We start from the raw sequence: 19,245 nt of genomic DNA, 5'->3' as shown, positions 1-19,245 counted from the left end.
CTCTTGAATCGATCATTGTTTGACTACAAACAATGTGACTGCTAGAATAAAGACTAGAAAGTTTGAGTTCGTACTTTTCTGAGCAGAGAAAATTCACTATGTTGACCCTACGCCGTTCCCGCGATCGTGGCCATGCCAACCACGGCTGGCTAGACTCCTACCACACCTTCTCCTTCGCCAACTACTACGATCCCGCCCACATGCAGTACCGCAGCCTGCGCGTCATCAACGAAGACCGCATCGCCCCCGGTATGGGCTTCGGCTCCCATCCCCACCGCGATATGGAAATCGTGACCTACGTTCTCCAAGGCGCACTGGAACATAAAGACAGTTTGGGGAATGGAGCCATCATTCGCCCCGGCGAAGTTCAACGCATGACCGCCGGCACGGGCATCGTCCACAGCGAATTCAACCCCTCCCCCGCAGAATCCACCCATTTGTTACAAATCTGGATTCTGCCGGAACAGACCAACCTGCAACCCAGCTACGAACAAAAATACTTCTCCCCAGAGGAGCGATCGAGCAAATTCCGGCTGATTGCCTCCCAGAATGGACGAGAAGGTTCTGTTACCATCCACCAAGATATGAACCTCTACGCTGTGCTTTTGCAGGCTGGAGAACAGATTCAACAACCTATTCCTGCCGATCGGCATTTCTGGGTACAGGTCGCCCGAGGCACCGTACAAGTCAATGGCGAACTGTTACAAGCAGGCGATGCTGCTGCGATCGAACAAGTTACAACCCTCGACGCGATCGGCCAAACCGACGCCGAGCTGCTGGTGTTCGATCTAGCCTAGGCAAGTTTCCCTACGGTAGAGCGCTGTAGGGAAATCCGAATCTGAAATGACGTAATAAATGTTTACATTCCCGCAATACTTCGTTACATTGTTAACAAGGTTGGTTCAAACAAGAGGTTGCTGGTTCCGCACTTATCAGTAGCCTCCTTGATTCCAACCAACCTTTAATCTCAATCAACTGTTCATCTCAATCAATCCACAGGTAACAATCATGAGAACTGACTTAGAATTCCGTAATCCCGAATTGTTTGGCCCCGTTGTCTTCCGTCCCGAATTCAACGCCTTCCAAGAAATCAACGCAGCCCAAGCTTGGTCGCTCTTTTTCACCGGCAGTCAAGAAGACAAAGCCCTCGGGTTTAATCCTGAAATTGGTCGTTTCTTTACCAATGCTCTGATTGCGATCGGGGTGAGTGGCGTCCTGCTGGCGACCTTCTTCACGGGGCAATAGTGCAACTGTGCGAGAAGATTGTCTGCTGGAAAACTGCACCTCAGTCACGAATCAGCACAGGAATAATTTAAGGGCAGCCTCTGCCCCAACCTCTTTTCTCATCTTGGGAGAAGAGGTTTTTGTTTGATCATGACGTGGGGCTAAATTTCTTAATGCATTGCCATTCAGATTTCTATTCTGCTATCAATGCAATCAACGATGGTTTCTTCTGCCTTAATGCCGCTACATCCTTTTCCGCATCATATATAGCTGTGGCTAAGGGATTTGCAAAGAAATAATATCCCCTCTTCATTCCCCTACCCTCCGACCCTTTTACCCTCCTACCCTTTTACTCTCCTACCCCTACCCTTTTACCCTCCTACCCCTACCCTCCTACCCTTTTACCCTCCTACCCCTACCCAATTACCCCACTCGTAGCACGGCCCCATGGATGAGGACTGCGATCGCCAGCCATAGTAAAAAGGTGACACGATTGAGCCGCAAGGCTTGATTGATCACGTCGGCAGTAATGGGACGATCGGGATTGCCCAGCAACGGTTTGAGCTTCACCTGTCCCTGATAGATATTGTTGCCGCCGAGTTGAACCCCCAACACCGCTGCATAGATGCACTCACTCCAACCGGAATTGGGACTGGGATCCTGCCGTCCATCTCGCCAACACAGTTGCCAGACTTGCCACGGTTTTCCAGAGAGCAACCCTAGGGTAAACACCGTTAAACGACAGGGCAACCAAATGAGAAAATCATCGGTCTTAGCGCTACACCAACCTAAATCGGTATAGGGAGGACGGATATAGCCCACCATAGAATCTAATGTACTCGCAGCTTTGAAGCCTAGAGCCATCGGTGCGGCTCCGATCGGAGTAAATGAACCCACGATCGCCCAAAACAACGGAGCCATGACCCCATCGACTCCATTTTCTGCAACAGTTTCTACAACCGCTCTCAGAATTTCAGTTGCATCGAGATTTTCCGTATCACGCCCCACATAACGACTCAAACGCGATCGCGACTCTGACAACTCGCCTAGCAACAATGGCTGCAACACATCCTGAGCGGCATCTCGTAAACTTTTTCCCGCAAAACAACTGGCTAATAAAACCAATTCTACGATCGTGCTTGCAATTGGATGAACCGTTTGCAACAGCCCAATCATGCCGTAACTGATGCCAGCACTGCCCATCACCAGGAGCACTGTCAGACCAATACCAGCGCATTTTAGGGCGATCGGTGATTTTAAGCGAGCCAAGGCAAACTGACTATAACGAGAAATGACCCAGCCCATGACCTGTACAGGATGCAGCCAATTCCATGGATCACCAATGATGTAATCGAGGCAAGCTGCCCCCAGCAGAATCAGACTAGCATGGAACGAATCAGAGAGGGGAATGGGAAAAGCAGTCACAGACTTGGATGCAGTAAGGACAGTTTCCACCAATACCCCAAGATCCTAGGAAAATCAACCATGAATTGAGAAACGCATTCCTTGCCCGATCGAGGGATCTATCCGTTTACACCATTCTTCAGGGATTTGCTAAGCAAGAGTCTCTCCTATCCATTCGCATACCCATTGACTGGAGATTGTATTGACTGGAGATTGTATTGACTGGAGATTGTATTGACTTGAGATTGTATTGACTTGAGATTGTATTGACTTGAGATTGTATTGATACGCCATGCCTACAACGAACTTTGGGCGAGTAAGGCTTGTCGTTTCTGGGTTAACGTTGCCTCCACCGCAGAATAGGTCGTTTGCAATTGAGGCAAGTAATGGGCCGCATTGACTAAGTCATTGTTTTGACTGAGGACTTCGATCTGTTGGCAGATCTGCGCAGTCGTCATCGCACCCAAAGAAGCACTAATACTCTTTAACGTATGTGCTGCACTTTGAATTGCATGCGAATTGGGTTCCGCCAGCCCTTGAGCGATCGCTTGCAGATAGGTAGGCGCATCCACCAAGTAAGAGTTAATCGTTTCCAGCAACGGTTCTACACTTTCAGCTCCAAACAGTTCTGCTAGTTCTGCAAAAACTGCTTCGTCGATCGGGGGGTCGATCAAGCTTACATGATTAGAGGGTGGGGATGCGGAAAGTCTTGTGTCTGCAATCTCGGGAATCAAGGATCGTTTGAAAGGTGATTGCTCTAATGTTAGTTGAGTAGTTGGTTGAGTAATTGGTTGAGTAATTGGTTGAGTTGCTACTGGTTGAGTAATTGGTTGAGTAATTGGTTGAGTAATGGGTTGGATAATGGGCTGAGTTACTACTGGTTGAGTAATTGGCTGGGTAATTGGTTGGGTTGCTACTGGTTGGGCAATCGGTTGGGTTGCTACTGGTTGAGTAATGGGTTGGATAATGGGCTGGGTTGCTGCTGGTTGAGTGACTGGTTGAGAAACTTGGGCTGGCGGTATAGGGCTGGTAGGTAGGATCTCAGTCGGGGAAAAAGGTTGGTGATGACTCCCTCCGGAACCGTGCCCAAAATGACTACTCACCGCGCCATTATTTAAAGACGGGGTATTTTTGAGCGCATTGACTAATTCCTCTAGTCGAATTGGTTTACTAACATAGTCATCCATTCCTGCATCTAGACATTTTTGCCGATCGCCCTGCATCGCGTTAGCCGTCATTGCCACAATGCGCGGTCGTTCCTGGGGTGACCAAATCCGGCAAATCCGTTGGGCCGCCGTCAAACCATCCATTTCCGGCATATGCACATCCATAAATACCAGATCGTAGGGCTGACGTTTGAGGGCTTCGATCGCCTCTAAGCCATTTCCGGCCACATCCGCCCGGTATCCCATCCGTTTGAGTAATTGCAAGGCTAGTTTTTGGTTTGTGGTGTTATCCTCAGCCAGCAAAATCCGCAGCGGATGTTTTTCCGCCAAATCCCGCTCAATTTCGATCTTGCTAGATTTCGATCGCTGAATCACGATCGGTTGCTGGCACAGGACTTGGCTGAGGGCATTCAGCAAATTGGACTGTTTGACAGGCTTGCTGAGAAAGACCTTGAAATGCTGGTCAATCTGTTCCCGATGCAGGTCATGGCGACCCCAAGAGGTCAACATCATCAGTGGCAAGTTGGCATAATTCGGCAGCTTGTGAATTTCTTGCGCTAGGGTAAGGCCATCCATTTCTGGCATTTGCATATCCAAAACTGCGATGTCAAAGATTTCTCCTTGATGTAACCAATTCAGAGCCTCTGCGCCGGAACTGGCGGTGCGCGTTAACATGCCCCAGTTGGTCGTTTGTTTATCGACAATTCGGCGGTTTGTGGCGTTGTCATCCACAATCAGTACCCGTTTGCCCTGGAGACATTGCCAATCGGCAGCTTGGACCGTGACGGTGTCCGCCGAGGTTGCCGGAGCAATCATCGTGAAGTAGAACGTCGTTCCTTGCCCGATCGTACTTTCTACCCACATCTGACCGCCCATGATTTCCACCAATTGCTTGCAAATCACCAGGCCAAGACCCGTGCCACCGTATTTCCGCGTGGTGGAAGAATCCACTTGGCTAAAGGGTTTGAACAGCCGATCCATCCGTTCCTGGGGAATGCCAATGCCCGTATCTTGAATGGCAAATTGGAGTTTATGGAACTGGTTGTAGGACTGGTTGAACCGAGGAGGCATCGAGGTATCGGATACTGGTTCCGCAGAGACTGAAACCACCACTTCACCCGTTTGGGTAAATTTGACCGCGTTACTCAGCAAGTTAACGAGGACTTGGCGCAGGCGAGTGATATCTCCCACCACTTCCAGCGGTACCGTCGTATCTAACTGACAAGCCAGTTCCAACCCTTTTTCGGCAGCACGGGTGGCCAGCAAGTCCAGCGCATCTTCAACGCAATGGGTCACATTAAAGGGCTGTTGCTCTAGTTCTAATTTCCCGGATTCAATTTTTGAGAAGTCCAGAATATCGTTAATGATATTCAGTAGCGATTCCCCACTATTGCGGATCGTCTCCACAAAATCTCGCTGTTCTGGATTCAACAGTGTATCCAATAGCAATCCTGTCATACCAATTACGGCATTCATTGGTGTGCGAATTTCATGGCTCATCGTCGCTAGAAAATCGCTCTTGGCACTGGTTGCGGCGAGGGCTTCATCCCTAGCACAGGCGAGTTCTCGGGCATCTTCCTGCCGTTCAATCTCACTGCCCACCCACTGGGCCATAAGGCGGAGCAACTCCTTATCAACATTTTTAAAGGCAGTTGATCGGGGAGACAGGCTGGCAAAGCATAGGGTTCCGTAGAGTTCATCCCGCACAAACAGGGGAAAGCCTAAGTAGGCTTCGAGTTTGAAATTGAGATAACTACCGAATTCTTTCCAATGGCTAGTGCTGGCGGAGGTAATGCACAGGGGTTTGCGGGCTTTGATGGTTTCTTGGCAGAAGGTGTTATTTGCCTCAAAGGAAAGCCCTTGCACCGTAACGCCGTTGGGCAGTTGCGCATAGAGCAAGTCCATTCGATCGCTACTCACCTTAGAAACTGCGCCTAGTTCGAGGCCAAATTGTTCTCGGCCTAATTTGAGTAACTGTTCGATCGCTTCTGCGTGGCTGAGGTGGGGGGAGGATGTGACTTGGTACAATGCGCGAATCGCAGTTTCACTTTCCCGCAATTGCGTTTCCATGCGAGTCCGTTCTGCCAATTGCGATCGCAGCTGAGTATATAGCTCCACCTGCTGCACTGCAATTCCCACCTGGGAGGCCAATTGTTGTACCAAATCGATTTCTACCGGTTGCCATTCCCGAGGACCTTCGCAGTGGTGGGCAATCAGCAAGCCCCAGAGGCTATCGCCTTGGAGAATTGGCACGGTCATTTGGGCCACCACACCGAGGGAGGCTAAAAATTCGAGATAACAGGGCTGTAACGTCGATTGGTAAATGTTGCTGTGGGCTACAAATTGTCCCGTTTGAAAATGGGATAAAGTCGAACTACTCAGGCATTTGTCTTTGATGACTTGTTTCCAAAGACTTTGTTGTTGATTGCGAACGGACTCAACGGCCACGAACCCTGCTCCCTCATCGGGTTGGGTCAGTTGGAAAATTAACACCCGATCGGTGTGCAGGAATTGCCGCACTTCTTCCACTGTCGCCTGCAGTACTTTCGGCAAATCCAACGACTGCCGAATTCGCACCGTCATCGCTGCCATGAGCGAATTGCGTTCCGCCTGTTGCCGGAGTGCATATTCAGTTTGCTTCTGTTCCGTAACGTCGATCGCGATGCTCAGCACTGCCGGGGTATCGTGCCCCGCCAATTGGAAGGGAATTTTCGTAACCTGAATGACATGACGCTCTCCTTGGGGGCCCGTCAAGATTTTTTCAGGAATTTCCATGCGTTGGCCCGTGCTCAGCACCTGCCAATCCTCCGCCTGACAGGCTTTTGCATCTTCCAAATTGGGAGCGACCTCAACGCTCAGTTTTCCAATGATGTCTTCTACTGGTTTTCCTAAGGTAGACGCTAGGGCTTGGTTCGCTAACAGAAAGCGTCCTGTCTGATCCTTCGCCACGATGACATGGGGAATCAAATCAATGACTTGACGGATTTGGGATTCACTAACTTTTAATGCCTCCTCTGCCCGCTTACGATCGGTGATATCTGTAATAGAACCTTCGTAATACAGCAAATTGTCATCGTCATCCCGCACGGCTCTAGAATTTTCCAAAATCCAGATTTGGGAGCCATCCTGCCGATGGATTTGGGCTTCAAAGGCCATCACCGTGCCTTCTTGCTCTAATTGCTCAAGAAAGATTTGACGGAGAGGGTGATCCGCATACAGGGTATTGACGTTTTTAATCTGCGCCATGAGCTCACTAGCAGAAGCGTAGCCACAGATTTTTGCCAGGGCCGGATTGGCACTGATAAATTGACCCTCCGGCGTGATTTGATAAATCCCTTCGATCGCGTTTTCAAAAATGCTGCGATAGTTTTTCTCGGCCTGTTGCATCGCCCGTTCCGCCTGCTTGCGCCGTTTATCGTTGCGAAATGCCTCGATAATATTGCTACAGGTAGACAGAAAAGGCCGCAGTTCTTCAATGATGGGTTCCTCATAGCCATTGGGCCGATTGGCAATCCCCACCATGCCAATCAGTTGTTGATCGGAGAAAAAGGGAATCCCTAAAAAGGCATTCAAGGGGGGATGCCCCGACGGTAGGCCACCGCGCCGAGGATCGGTACTGGGACTATTGGCAATGACGGGTTTCCCAGTGACAATCACCGCCCCAAACAGCGTATTGAGATTATGGAACTCCATGCCCTTGTCCGCATTTTTGGCATAGAGTTTTTGGGTGGCTTCATCCCAGGCAATATTCGTCATTGCATGGGCTTTGACATAGGGCCGCCCACGCATTTTCATATAGGCTTCTTCCATCATGGGGGCTTGATTGCCATCAAACAAAATTTCCCCAATGAAGCCGTATTCGCTATCGGTGAGTTCTAATAAATTGGTTAACAATCCATCAAAGAGACTTTTAGGATTGGCGTCGGTAATAAATTGAGATTGGGCTTCACTAATGGCGTGGAGCAGCTTATTGCGCCGATAGAGCGATTCTTCCGCTTGTTTACGCTCGCTGATATCTTGGGAAATTTTGGAAAAGCCTTGCAGCTCCCCCTGGTCCGATAGTAGCGCTGTGACAACGGTATGGGTCCAAAATAGGGTGCCATCCCGTCGGCGTTGTTGGTGCTCGCCTTCGTATTCCCCCTGTGCTCGGGCAATGTGCAATATCGCTTCTGGAAGGCCCGCTTCCCGATCGGTGGACGTAAAAACCGATGCAAAGGGCTGTCCCAAAATTTCCTCCGCAGTGAAGCCCTTTAACCGTTCGGCCCCCGCATTCCAACTGGCAATCCGCCCTTCAGCATCGAGTAAGTAAATGGCATAGTCCCGCGCATTTTCCACCAGCAGTCGAAAGCGAGCCTCACTCTCACGCAACTGATCTTCAATTTTCTGACGTTCTAGAATTTCGTCTTTTAATTGATGGTTGGTTGTTTGTAAGTTCAAGGTGCGCTCTTCCACTAAATGCTCTAGGTGTTCTCGGTATTGCTTGAGGTCTAGGTCATTTTGATGCTCGACTGTAATATCCCGCAAAACTAGCACCGCACTGGCACGATCCTGCTCAAAGGGAACGGGAGACCAACTAATTTCTAAAAAGCAAGGGCGATCAGGGGTCTGAAACACATAAACCCCAAACCCATTGACATTTTGTTGGAGGACTAAATTGATCGGGTGATCAGAGTCGGCAACGGCTTGTCCCGCCTTTTCGAGGGGCAGCAGGGCCAGTAACGGTTTACCTAAAACCATTAATTTATTGCGCTGGATCAAACTCAAAAAAATGGCATTACACCACTGCACATTTCCTTCACTATCAGTCCAGACGATCGCGTTAGAGACGGAATCTAGCGCCACCTCCATTTTGCCAAGTGTTGTACGTAGCTGTTTGATGAGAGCGGAGTTATCGGGGGTCATTGGGATTTCTTAGCCAATCGCTGAACCAGAAAGAGACACCCAGTTCGATCGACAAAATGCAGAGAATTTACTGGGTTATAAACATAGCATTCCCTCCCCCTAGGTCTGCTCATCAGGGAGAGAGATGCGTTTGGGTCAGGGTTTTACGCGATCGGCGTCAGCATGGCTCCAAATAACCATTGGTCACCCTGTTTTTCCGCCACGATAAAATGCTCGGTTTCAATTTCGCCTTGATCTTTTGTGACCGTAGCCAACTGAATAGGATGGTTGAGCACCGTAGCTCTCTCCGTTGCTTGAAAACGGGAAAAAGCCAGGGTATGGGAATCTTGGAAGTTTTTCGGTAGGATTTTGGTAATTAATTCTCCAAGAATATCGGCTTCTTCCCAGCCAAGCACTTCGGTGAACCGAGGATTGATATAGGTCACAAAACCTTGGTTATTCGCAATGACAACAGGGATATCGGTGGTTTGTTGCAGATCAGTTAGGGTTTTCATAGCTCAGAATAAATCTAGACGAAGGGTATTGGCTTCGATCGTACTGAGGGGGATGTTGGCGATCGTGTCTTTACCTTGTTCGTTTTGACGTACGTTTTTGTTTCTTGTATATCTTTGCTCTAAGCAACAGGCTCGCCCCTGATGGTAGCCTAGAAAGAGTCTTTAATCTCTCCAGAGAGTTTGTTATGGTGAGATCCACTGCATTGGAGGTCAATTTATGGAATCGATGGAACCCATAGCCTCTCCACCGTCCATCCCATCCACCGTCCCATCCGCAGATACCCCAGCAGATGTCGCTGCATCATCACAAGATCTAACGGCACAAGAGCCACTTTTAGATCCTGCCTCTACAGACAGCCATCTTACAGACAGCCATCTCACAAATCCTCCGGTTCCAGAGACCAGCCCTCTGCCCACGGCCAAGACCCTGGCGGAGGTGGTGCAGCCACACCTTCTGACCTATGCCCACCACATCAAAAAGTATGAGGAAGCGGTTTTAGAGGGCTTTGAGGTTGAGGATTTGCACGACTTGCGGGTGACCTGGCGACAACTGCGCGTCATCCTGCAAATGCTCGTGCCTGTTCTCACTGCGCCAACCCCCAAAATTCTGAAGAAGATGCAAGGGGTAACCGCTGTGATTGGCAGCATTCGGGATACGGATGTCTTGTTGGAGCAGATCACTCATCTCCGATCGCAGTTTCTCTCCTTACCGGAACAACGGGTTCTGGCTCGTGCGACCGATCGGTTGATGACACAGCGCGCTAAATGCCTCAGACAAATTCGCAGAATGTTGCTATCAGACAAACATAGTCGTCTCAAGCATCAACTCCACCATGGATTCAACCCATTGATCGACCTTCCCATTGCCCAGCAACCCGCGATCGATGTCATACCAGACTTGCTCAGTCCCCATTGGGCTGCCCTATGGCTCCATCCCGGTTGGTGGATAGCCTTACAGGGGACTCCCGCGATCGCTCCCCCGACCATGAATCGGCCCTCCTCTTCCACCCATCTTTGGGGGCAAACCTTGAGTACAGTTGACTTTAGTACGCTCCACGATCTGCGCAAAGCCATCAAACGGGTGCGCTACGAAGTTGCGTTTTTTAAATCCCACTATTCCAGCAATCTGTCTACTGACCTTGATCGGCTGAAAGCACTACAAGGCGCACTGGGGAAACTCCAAGACACCGTCGTCCTGATGGAATATTTCGACAAAACCTTGAAACCGAAGCAAAAACGTCGATCGACTCAACTGCGTATTCTGCTAGAGCAACAGTTATATACCCACCTACAGACCCTCCAGATCGATCGGGCCGGTTGCCTAGAAATGACCTACCGCACGGAACTGCGCCAACTTCTCGCTCACCCCCAAGGGGCGGCAATTGTACCGACTTCGCCCCTCCCCGATTCCACTGTGCCCGGTTCCTAGCCTATTCAGTTGCCCATACTTTTGTATCGTTTCTCACAGACGAGGCCATTTCGTGGTTCCATGGAATGCGGGCGATCGTGCCTTGCGGCGATCGATTGGCTAACCTCAGGAGATTGCAAAGTGGGTTGAGATCCCCCTAGCCCCCCTTAATAAAGGGGGAACCAGAAAAAATAGATTCAAAGTCCCCCTTTTGTAGCTTTGCTTCCCGCAGGGTAGGGGGATTTAGGGGGATCGGAGCCAATGCGATCGAACCAATACGATCGACGATATTTCCGATCTCAATCTACTAAACCTGTCATTTGCAGAATTATTCCCGAGACCATGACTCAGACTGTTTCCATTAACAATCGTCAACGGCTGCAACTCTCTGCTCTCAACCTTCCCAAACGTCTGCTATTGGGGCCGGGGCCATCCAATGCTCACCCGGATGTCTTAGCTGCGATGAGTACCGCACCGCTAGGTCACCTGGATCCCGACTTTCTCAAGGTGATGGATGAGATTCAGTCGCTCTTGCGCTATGTCTGGCAGACGGAGAACCCCACGACGATCGCCATTAGCGGCACGGGGTCAGCGGCCATGGAAGCCACGATCGCCAATTCGGTGCAGGCGGGGGATGTGGTATTGGTGGGGGTCACTGGTTACTTCGGGAATCGCCTAGTGGACATGGCGGGTCGTTACGGCGCTGAGGTCAAAACCATTAGCAAACCCTGGGGGCAGGTCTTTTCCCTAGATGAACTCAGAACGGCGTTGGAAACCCACCGTCCGGCTATTCTGGCGCTGGTGCATGCGGAAACCTCGACGGGAGCCCGTCAGCCCATGGAAGGCGTCAGTGCCCTATGTCAGGAATTCGGGACGTTGCTGTTGATCGATACAGTAACCAGTCTGGGCGGGGTGCCAATTCATCTGGATGAGTGGGGCGTAGATTTGGCCTACAGTTGCAGCCAAAAGGGACTGGGCTGTTCCCCCGGTGCATCGCCCTTTACCATGAGTCCCCGCGCTTGGGATCGGTTGCAACAGCGATCGGACAAAGTGCCCAACTGGTACCTAGATAGCACACTGTTGATGAAATACTGGGGCAGCGAACGGGTCTACCACCACACGGCTCCGGTGAACTTATACTATGGTCTGCGGGAAGCCCTGCGGATTCTGGCGGACGAAGGCATTGAAAATTCCTGGGCCAGACACCAAAAGAACGCCGAATACCTCTGGGAGCAGTTGGAAGCGATCGGTCTCAAGATGCACGTCGATCGGGCCAACCGGTTGCCCACCTTGACGACGGTATGTGTCCCTGAGGGCGTGGATGCCAAGGCCATCTCCGGCAAACTGCTACAAGAGCACAATATTGAAGTGGGCAATGGCCTAGGCGAACTGGCGGGCAAAGTCTGGCGAGTGGGACTGATGGGCTACAATAGTAAGCCAGAAAGTGTCGATCGCTTGATTGCGGCGCTGAAGCAAGTGCTTTAGAAGACGCTGTCTGCGCGTTATTTTATGTTCCGCGCCCAATTTATTTCGATGGTAGACCCTGCGCAATCAAGAAATGCAACTGGTGTTTCTAGGTTCTCCAGGGTCTTCGATCGTGGTTATCCTGAGGTTCCCTGCCGTCAGAATTTCCGCCGATCTCTACAGCCGACTAGTACAGCTGAACAGCACAACAGTGGTTATGGAACAAGTCACCCTTCTTTCAAAGCGCGAAATTGACAAAATGCGGACGGTTGGTCGCTTGGCGGCGCAACTGTTGGAGCATCTGGAACCCTTTGTTAAACCGGGTGTGAGCACGCTGGATTTGAATAACGAGGCAGAACGCTGGACCCAAGCCCACGGAGCCAAGAGTGCGCCTTTAGGATACAACGGGTTTCCGAAGTCGATTTGTACGAGTGTGAATGAAGTGGTGTGCCATGGCATCCCCAATGCTAAGCAAATCCTCAAGGATGGCGACATTATCAATATTGATGTGACGCTAATTTTGGATGGCTACCATGGCGACACGTCCAAAATGTTTTTTGTGGGGGAGCCGTCGCCCTTGGCTAAGCGTTTGGTGGAAGTGACGGAAAAGTGCCGTCAGTTGGGGATTGAGCAGGTGAAGCCGGGGAACCGCATTGGAGATATTGGCGCGGCGATCCAGGAATATGCAGAATCCCAGGGTTTTTCGGTGGTGCGAGACTTTGTCGGCCACGGCATTAGTCACATTTTCCACACTGCGCCGCAAATTCCCCACTATGGCAAATGGGGCGATGGCAAGAAGCTGCGTCCCGGCATGGTGTTTACGATCGAGCCGATGATCAATGAAGGGACTTGGGAAGTCAAGGTGCTCAAGGACGGCTGGACAGCCATTACTAAGGATCGTAAGCTTTCAGCGCAGTTTGAACATACGATCGCGGTGACGGAAGACGGTGTGGAAATTTTGACGCAATGCGATTAAGTCCATTTGACTCAACCCACTTTGACTCAACCCACTTTGACTCAACCCAACATGACTAAGGGATTTGCAAAGAAATAATATCCCCTCTTCATTCCCCTATCCTCCTACCCTTTTACTCTCCTACCCCTACCCAATTGGGATTTTATTTATGCGCTGTTCCCTAAGGGGGAGTGAATTTCGCTGGTGCGAAGCAAAGGGTGAGGCAACGGGTGCCCAGTGATACCGATCTCAATTTGTGTGATACGGCTTGACAGTGCCGCTCCTTGATTGATGGGGGCTTGTGAAAGTTTAGGGTATTACCCTTGGTTGATCAAACCACTCCGCGTAGCTATTCCCCCTTGCTGCTTTCCCAGCCAACCTCCTAGCTAAGGACTTTAACCTCTGACTGAGCCACTCTTGTTTGCGATTCAAACGGGGTGGCTCTAAATTTTTGGAGCTTTTTTCCAATTCACACCAGGAGACGATCGACTATGGCAAAAGGTTCTAGCGATCGCAATGATCAAGAGATCGAACATAGCTCACAACAACGACAGATCCGCTAAGGTGCATGTCAAACCACACATCACTGCCTTCAATCCTTGCTGACCACACAAACTCTTTTATTGGGTGACCTTCGGGCCAAGGATTATCTTTAAAGTAGATTCTATTCCTTTCCATCGCTCAATATTCAGAATGTGAATAACGGTGCCCATCACCCGCCGCAGAAAACCTTTATATCCTAACCGATCAGCTCCCGGCGGTCGGTGTGCATGGGCGTTGTTAGCTTGCGTCTGTTACCTGTGAGTAAGGATTGCTTAGTACTGGCTCAAGCCTATGAATGTTGGGTTCGGTGACTCAAGCACGATCAGCGATCGCCTGACTCACACCCCTCAAATGTTGGATAGACCAGTTACTGAAATCTCTGGGTGGGTCCAAGAATCACAACAGCGTTTTTGTCAATAAAGGCTAAAAATTCACCATTTGGGCTAAAGTTGACATCCCGGACATCCACCTTCCTATTGCCATTATTAACCCCTGTTCTCACATCCCAGAGCTTCACCATGCCGTCATAACCACCGGAGACTAAGTATTTGCCGTTTGGACTAAAATCAACAAGATGGACATCTCGAGTATGTCCCTCGAGTTTACGCATGACTGCTCCTGTCTGCACATTCCACAACTTGATGGTTTTATTGGCATAGGCGGCAGCTAGAATTTTCCCATCTGGGCTAAAGGCAACACTTTTAACATTAGAATCAGGTCTGGGAAATGTCCGCACTGGCGAGCCTGTTTCTACATTCCATATCCGAATGGTTGTGCCGGACTTATCAAAATAGCCAGGGGCAGCCAGGAGCCTGCCATCAGGACTAAAACTTAAGCTTTGGGAAGCATCACCCAACTGAATTGTCCGCAGGGCTTTTCCAGTTCGCATGTCCCACAGTTTAATCGTCTTATCTGAACTGGCAGACGCTAAAATCTGACCGTCTGGGCTGAAAGCTACCCTGTTGCTTATACCATCGTGCCCCTGGAGGGTTCGAATCATCTCTCCTGTCTGCACATTCCACAGTTTAATTACATTAGAGGTAATACTGCCAGACGCTAAAATTTGACCATTTGGGCTGAAAGCAACACTTTTAACATAATCAGGGAAAGTAGCAGCCTCCATAGTGCGAATGGGTTGATTGCTGTTCCCCCTTGATGAGGTCGTCCAAATCCGAATTATTCCGTCGCGACCACGACGATCTACGCCGCCAGTAGCCAACAGTCTACTATCTGGGCTAAAGCTAAAAGTATGAACAACGTAGTTGTCACCGCCGATTTTTCTGACTGGTGCACTTCTCGAAGTTGATGGAGTTTGAGCCACTTGATTGGCACCAGGTCCGCCGGACTGACCCTGCTCTTTGGCTACCACATGAGAGCCGCTAGCTGTCGTACTCACCATCAGTGAACTCATCGCGATCCCTAGCAAAAGTCTAAGATTGCAAGGCATTTTGATTCTTTTACTCATCTTCTTAGTCAAAATAGGAGCAAAAACAGCAATAGAGAGCTGAATTTTGGTTGTAATGCCAGTGTTAAATCCTAAGTGGGTCTGGGTAAATAAATTTTCAGAACTTTCACAGAAGCTTGATAATTTCAAAAAAGTTAACCCTCAGTTACGGCTCACTCAAGATTTTAAGCCAGCTAACATTTAGTAGGTGGAAACTTTCCACAGATCTACCCAAACCCAGATAGATAGATGGAAAAGTTCAGCAGATCCCCTAGGGAAAAACCGACTTTTTCTACCTATCCTCCGATTATGGGGTGATCTACTGAAACCGTCAACCTATCCCACCATCATGTCAAATCCTCCAAAAAAGCTCCTCGACCCAGTTCGCACTGAATCGGGGCGATCGAGGTGTCCGCAGTCCATTAGATAACTAACCAAACTGCGAAACACCTTAGCTTCAACTGTTATCGCAGCCGTTCGCGACTCAGGATGCTGATGTATTGCCCGTCGGAATGCAAAATCTTCATCGGTTGACTCCAATGAATCCTGTCTGCAATACGATGGGCATGTAATTGATTAATCGTGTCTTGAATGAATTCTGGATGACCGATTAAGTGGAACTGTAAGCGTTGTTTCTCATGTTGAATTTCACGATCGCTCCGATCGCTAGAACCTTTCGCCATAATGTTGAGCTTCTCCTGTTGTGCATCGGAAGAAAGCCCAAAAATTTAGAGCCACCCCGTTTGACATCACAAACAAGAGTGGCTCGGTCAGATGTTAAAATCCTCATCAAGCCTCCTTGCTGCACTCTCAGCGAGGGGGATAGCTACTTGGGGTTGTTACCGCAATCCCGAGTAGTGCCCTAAATTCCTGGGAACCCAGCGACCCCATGCTTCTGACTAACCCGTCTCGCCAAAGAAGGATGTCCACAGCGATCGCTATGACAAACAAGGCTACTGACAAACCCCATCCCAAGTCAAGCCTACAGAACCCAAAAAAATATTAACCTTACTCCGATCGTAGATTTTTCTGCTGCTGGCCCAAACCGGCCCCTCCAACCCCAGCCGTCCCCCAGCCATTCCCCAATGTTGCCAAACTGACTTGCCAAACCCAGACCCTATGTTGTAGCATGTGTAACTCTATGTATTACACCTTCCTCAATCCGAGGAGGCGTTATGAAACAGCTAACTCAACGTTCTCAGGCGAAGTTCCTAGATATCATCTACTACTTCCGGCGCTACCGTAACATCGCATTGTTCAGCATCGTCGGAATGGGCCTGTTTGAGATCATCGATCTGTTTGTCCCCTATGCCATCGGCCAAATTCTGAACCTTTTGTCCGGGCAAGCGATCGATGCTCCCTTACAACAATTTGTCAGTGCCCTCGCCACCCTGGCAGGCATCGCATCGACTCCAACCCTTTCACTTTATATCATCGCTGGCTTAGTCGCCTTGGTTTCGATCGGTCGGGCTCCCATCCAACCGTGGATTGGCCCTTGGTTCCAGTGGGATACCGCCTTTCGAGCTAGACGCGAACACGCCCAAAAAGCATTGGAAAAAATTCTAACGCTACCGTTGGAATACTACGATGAAAACAATCCCGGTCGTATTGCCGCCCGCGTAGCCAAAGGATTATCCAATCATACTTGGAGCTATCCAGAAATTACAGGTAGTTTCATTCCTAAAGTATTCCGAATCATTGGCATTTTTGCAGTTATTTGGTTGATTGATTGGCGAGTTGCGCTATTGCTCCTAGCATCTTTTATCGGTATTTTAGCCCATAGTCTAAGTGGCCTCCAGGCATTAGCCACCCGTGAAGCCAAATTAGATAAATATGTTGAAGATACTGATAGTCGCACCTCCGAAATTATTACCAATATCAAAACCGTCAAAGCCTTTGCAACGGAAGCCACAGAACTGAAACGGCAACTCACTCGGATGGATCGGGAATTCACCGTGCTGGATTACCGGATTCATAAGGGCTACGTCACGCTGGGCATGTACGAACGCACGATCGTGCAAACCTGTACGTTCCTCGTGCTGGCCTTGACCCTCTGGGCAACGATCGAAGGCCGCATTTCCCTCGGTCATTTCATCACCGTTCTGACCGTGTCCAGCATGGCCTACGCCGAAATTGAACCGATTTGTAACCTCGCAGAAGTCTTCGCCCGTCGCTATGCCTCCATGATTCGTTTCCACGAATTTATGCGCCTGCCGACTGGCACCGACGCCGCCACCCTCAAACATCCTGAAGTCGTTCCCAGCTACAACTTCACGGGCAAAGTGGAACTCGATCACGTTACCTTTGGCTATGACGCCGATCGCCCGGTCTTGCAGAATATCCATCTGCTGATCGAACCCTATCAAACCGTTGCCCTCGTTGGTCGATCGGGATCGGGAAAATCCACACTGGTCAAGCTGCTGTTCCGCTACTTTGAACCGAGCCAAGGTTGCATTCGCATCGATGGTCAGGACATTCGTCGCTTGGATGTGACGGGCTACCGCAAACGGTTGGCGATCGTGCACCAAGAAGTGGATGTCTTCAATGGCACCATCTGGGACAACCTGATGTACGGCAATCCCCAAGCCACCGCCGATGAGGTCTATCAAGCCTGCCGCATTGCCCAAGCCGAGGACTTCATTCGCAATCTGCCCGAGGGCTTTGCTACGGTAGTCGGCGAGCGGGGTGTGCGGCTCTCCGGTGGGCAACGGCAACGGCTAGGCATTGCCCGAGCGCTGATTATGAAGCCGGATGTGCTGGTCTTTGACGAAGCGACCTCTAGTTTGGATTACGAATCAGAACGGGCCATTCAATTAGCGATGCGATCGCTGTTTGGCACCTGTACGCTCATCATCATCGCCCACCGTCTCAGCACGGTACGGGAGGCAGACAAAATTGTCGTGTTAAACCAAGGAGAAATCGTTGAAGTCGGCAACCACGAAGATCTCATCGATCACGGTGGCATCTACGCTAGATTAAACGCTTTGCAAGAAACTGGAGAATTGATTCCTTAATCGTTCTCTTAATTGACTGCTGAATACTAGTAGAAATAACTGCTAAATCCATTGCGCCAAGATTTTCCAACTGACCCTCGCTGTCATAGAAAATCTTGGCGATTTCTGCAATGTATAGTCCGGGATGGCCACTGTCCTTTTTGAGCCCTTGTCCCATGGAGTACTGCATCTATCAGCTTTAGGCTATTTAATGATTTATTTAAACTGTGATACGATTGCACTACTCCGTCGGAGAAAGGATCGGTAATGGACATAGACAACGCAATACTCCAACTAGATGAACAAGATTCACCCTGGAAGAAAGTGCTGCGGCTGTATTTTCGGGAGGCGCTGGACTTCTTTTTCCCGGAGATTGCGCAGGTCGTGGATTGGGCAAAGCCGATCGAATTTCTGGACAAAGAATTGCTGAAACTAGCACCCACTGCCGTGATGGGAAAGCGCTACGCTGACCAATTGGTTAAACTGCACCGCAACCAGGGTCAAGATATTTATCTATTGATTCACGTTGAAATTCAAGCCGTGCCTGAAAAAGGCTTCGCCAAGCGGATTTACACCTATTCGTTTCGGATACTCGATTATTTCGATCGCCATGCCACAAGTATTGCAATTTTGTGTGATGGGAAACCGGATTGGCGACCCTCGCGCTACAGTGTGACGCAACCAGGCACAACGCTGAATTTTGAATTTAGCACGGTGAAGTTGTTGGATTATCGCGATCGCTGGGCAGAGTTAGAACGTAGCCAAAATCCCTTTGCCTGGGTAGTGATGGCCCATCTCAAAATGCAGGAAACCCGGCGGAACAAGGCCAGTCGAAAGGACTGGAAACTGCGGCTGATTCGGTCTCTGTGCGAGTCTGGTTATAATAAGACAGATGTGCTGAATTTGTTCAACTTCATCGATTGGATTTTGGGATTACCCGAAGCGTTAGAGAGTGAGTTTTGGTGGGAGTTACAAGCCTACGAGGAGGAGCGCCAAGTGCCTTACATTACCAGCGTAGAACGAATTGGTTACGATCGGGGCAAGGTTGAAGGCTTACAAGAAGGTCGGCTGGAAGAAGCCCAACGATCGCTGGAACGAGAACGATCGCTGATCCTACGTTTACTTAGCCGTAAAGTCGGAGCCATTGACGATCTCGCCCTCGATCGAATTAATGCGCTGTCGATTAGACGTGTTGGGAAATAATGGATAATGTGAAGCAGTAGCCCAGAGCCTTCTCATGCTGAATCT

The 19,245-nt window shown here is 49.8% G+C and carries 13 protein-coding genes; 7 read left to right on the top strand and 6 right to left on the bottom strand.

Translation table 11 applies throughout. The features are described from left to right. The first annotated feature begins 98 nt into the window (after positions 1-98). Both ACN4EG_RS15990 and ACN4EG_RS15985 read left to right on the top strand, forming a co-directional pair. Entirely contained in the window at positions 99-797 is a 699-nt protein-coding gene (locus ACN4EG_RS15990; RefSeq protein ID WP_431630877.1) for a pirin family protein, read from the top strand. Between the two features lie 211 nt (positions 798-1,008). Beyond that, positions 1,009-1,245: a hypothetical protein gene (locus ACN4EG_RS15985; protein ID WP_431630876.1), complete on the top strand. Its 237-nt coding sequence runs from the start codon at positions 1,009-1,011 to the stop codon at positions 1,243-1,245. Between the two features lie 402 nt (positions 1,246-1,647). Here the strand turns inward: ACN4EG_RS15985 and cbiB are convergent, their stop codons facing one another. The 3 genes from cbiB to ACN4EG_RS15970 form a co-directional block, all read right to left on the bottom strand. Beyond that, the gene (gene cbiB / locus ACN4EG_RS15980; RefSeq protein ID WP_431630874.1) at positions 1,648-2,649 is read right to left on the bottom strand and encodes an adenosylcobinamide-phosphate synthase CbiB; all 1,002 of its coding nucleotides are present in this window, start codon (positions 2,647-2,649) and stop codon (positions 1,648-1,650) included. 275 nt (positions 2,650-2,924) lie between these two features. Beyond that, positions 2,925-8,696 carry a PAS domain S-box protein gene (locus ACN4EG_RS15975; RefSeq protein ID WP_431630873.1) on the bottom strand — a complete coding sequence of 1,924 codons (5,772 nt, stop codon included), beginning with the start codon at positions 8,694-8,696 and terminating at the stop codon, positions 2,925-2,927. Positions 8,697-8,839: 143 nt separating this feature from the next. Continuing rightward, on the bottom strand, positions 8,840-9,190 hold the full coding sequence (locus ACN4EG_RS15970) for a PAS domain-containing protein (protein WP_431630872.1): 351 nt from the start codon (positions 9,188-9,190) through the stop codon (positions 8,840-8,842). A gap of 217 nt (positions 9,191-9,407) precedes the next feature. Between ACN4EG_RS15970 and ACN4EG_RS15965 the strand changes: the two genes are divergently transcribed. The 3 genes from ACN4EG_RS15965 (at position 9,408) to map (ending at position 13,038) form a co-directional block, all read left to right on the top strand. Beyond that, positions 9,408-10,619 carry a CHAD domain-containing protein gene (locus ACN4EG_RS15965; protein WP_431630870.1) on the top strand — a complete coding sequence of 404 codons (1,212 nt, stop codon included), beginning with the start codon at positions 9,408-9,410 and terminating at the stop codon, positions 10,617-10,619. 321 nt (positions 10,620-10,940) lie between these two features. Then, positions 10,941-12,083 carry an alanine--glyoxylate aminotransferase family protein gene (locus ACN4EG_RS15960; RefSeq protein WP_431630869.1) on the top strand — a complete coding sequence of 381 codons (1,143 nt, stop codon included), beginning with the start codon at positions 10,941-10,943 and terminating at the stop codon, positions 12,081-12,083. Between the two features lie 73 nt (positions 12,084-12,156). Then, the gene (gene map / locus ACN4EG_RS15955) at positions 12,157-13,038 is read left to right on the top strand and encodes a type I methionyl aminopeptidase (RefSeq protein WP_431630866.1); all 882 of its coding nucleotides are present in this window, start codon (positions 12,157-12,159) and stop codon (positions 13,036-13,038) included. A gap of 889 nt (positions 13,039-13,927) precedes the next feature. Here the strand turns inward: map and ACN4EG_RS15950 are convergent. The 3 genes from ACN4EG_RS15950 to ACN4EG_RS15940 form a co-directional block, all read right to left on the bottom strand. Next, positions 13,928-15,154 carry a WD40 repeat domain-containing protein gene (locus ACN4EG_RS15950; RefSeq protein WP_431630865.1) on the bottom strand — a complete coding sequence of 409 codons (1,227 nt, stop codon included), beginning with the start codon at positions 15,152-15,154 and terminating at the stop codon, positions 13,928-13,930. 314 nt (positions 15,155-15,468) lie between these two features. Further along, complete coding sequence (locus ACN4EG_RS15945) at positions 15,469-15,687, bottom strand: hypothetical protein (RefSeq protein ID WP_431630863.1); 219 nt, start codon at positions 15,685-15,687, stop codon at positions 15,469-15,471. A 325-nt stretch (positions 15,688-16,012) separates the two neighbouring features. Next, positions 16,013-16,135, bottom strand: a complete 123-nt coding sequence (locus tag ACN4EG_RS15940) for a hypothetical protein (RefSeq protein ID WP_431630861.1) — start codon at positions 16,133-16,135, stop codon at positions 16,013-16,015. Between the two features lie 44 nt (positions 16,136-16,179). Between ACN4EG_RS15940 and ACN4EG_RS15935 the strand changes: the two genes are divergently transcribed. Continuing rightward, entirely contained in the window at positions 16,180-18,018 is a 1,839-nt protein-coding gene (locus ACN4EG_RS15935; protein WP_431630860.1) for an ABC transporter ATP-binding protein, read from the top strand. 246 nt (positions 18,019-18,264) lie between these two features. After that, entirely contained in the window at positions 18,265-19,200 is a 936-nt protein-coding gene (locus ACN4EG_RS15930; protein WP_431630858.1) for an RpnC/YadD family protein, read from the top strand. Positions 19,201-19,245 lie beyond the last annotated feature (45 nt).

Source organism: Alkalinema pantanalense CENA528, assembly GCF_050753345.1.
Classification (GTDB): domain Bacteria; phylum Cyanobacteriota; class Cyanobacteriia; order Leptolyngbyales; family Leptolyngbyaceae; genus Alkalinema; species Alkalinema pantanalense.
The sequence above is the reverse complement of the archived record's forward strand: the minus strand, read 5'-3'. Positions and strand labels throughout refer to the sequence as shown.

What these genes read in the sequence shown, in the direction of transcription:
- ACN4EG_RS15930 (WP_431630858.1), top strand. Translation starts at nt 18,265, where the DNA reads ATGGACATAGACAACGCAATACTCCAACTAGATGAACAAGATTCACCC.
- ACN4EG_RS15960 (WP_431630869.1), top strand. Translation starts at nt 10,941, where the DNA reads ATGACTCAGACTGTTTCCATTAACAATCGTCAACGGCTGCAACTCTCT.
- ACN4EG_RS15970 (WP_431630872.1), bottom strand. Translation starts at nt 9,190, where the DNA reads ATGAAAACCCTAACTGATCTGCAACAAACCACCGATATCCCTGTTGTC.
- ACN4EG_RS15965 (WP_431630870.1), top strand. Translation starts at nt 9,408, where the DNA reads ATGGAATCGATGGAACCCATAGCCTCTCCACCGTCCATCCCATCCACC.
- ACN4EG_RS15990 (WP_431630877.1), top strand. Translation starts at nt 99, where the DNA reads ATGTTGACCCTACGCCGTTCCCGCGATCGTGGCCATGCCAACCACGGC.
- map (WP_431630866.1), top strand. Translation starts at nt 12,157, where the DNA reads ATGCAACTGGTGTTTCTAGGTTCTCCAGGGTCTTCGATCGTGGTTATC.
- ACN4EG_RS15985 (WP_431630876.1), top strand. Translation starts at nt 1,009, where the DNA reads ATGAGAACTGACTTAGAATTCCGTAATCCCGAATTGTTTGGCCCCGTT.
- ACN4EG_RS15940 (WP_431630861.1), bottom strand. Translation starts at nt 16,135, where the DNA reads ATGCTACAACATAGGGTCTGGGTTTGGCAAGTCAGTTTGGCAACATTG.
- ACN4EG_RS15945 (WP_431630863.1), bottom strand. Translation starts at nt 15,687, where the DNA reads ATGGCGAAAGGTTCTAGCGATCGGAGCGATCGTGAAATTCAACATGAG.
- ACN4EG_RS15935 (WP_431630860.1), top strand. Translation starts at nt 16,180, where the DNA reads ATGAAACAGCTAACTCAACGTTCTCAGGCGAAGTTCCTAGATATCATC.
- ACN4EG_RS15975 (WP_431630873.1), bottom strand. Translation starts at nt 8,696, where the DNA reads ATGACCCCCGATAACTCCGCTCTCATCAAACAGCTACGTACAACACTT.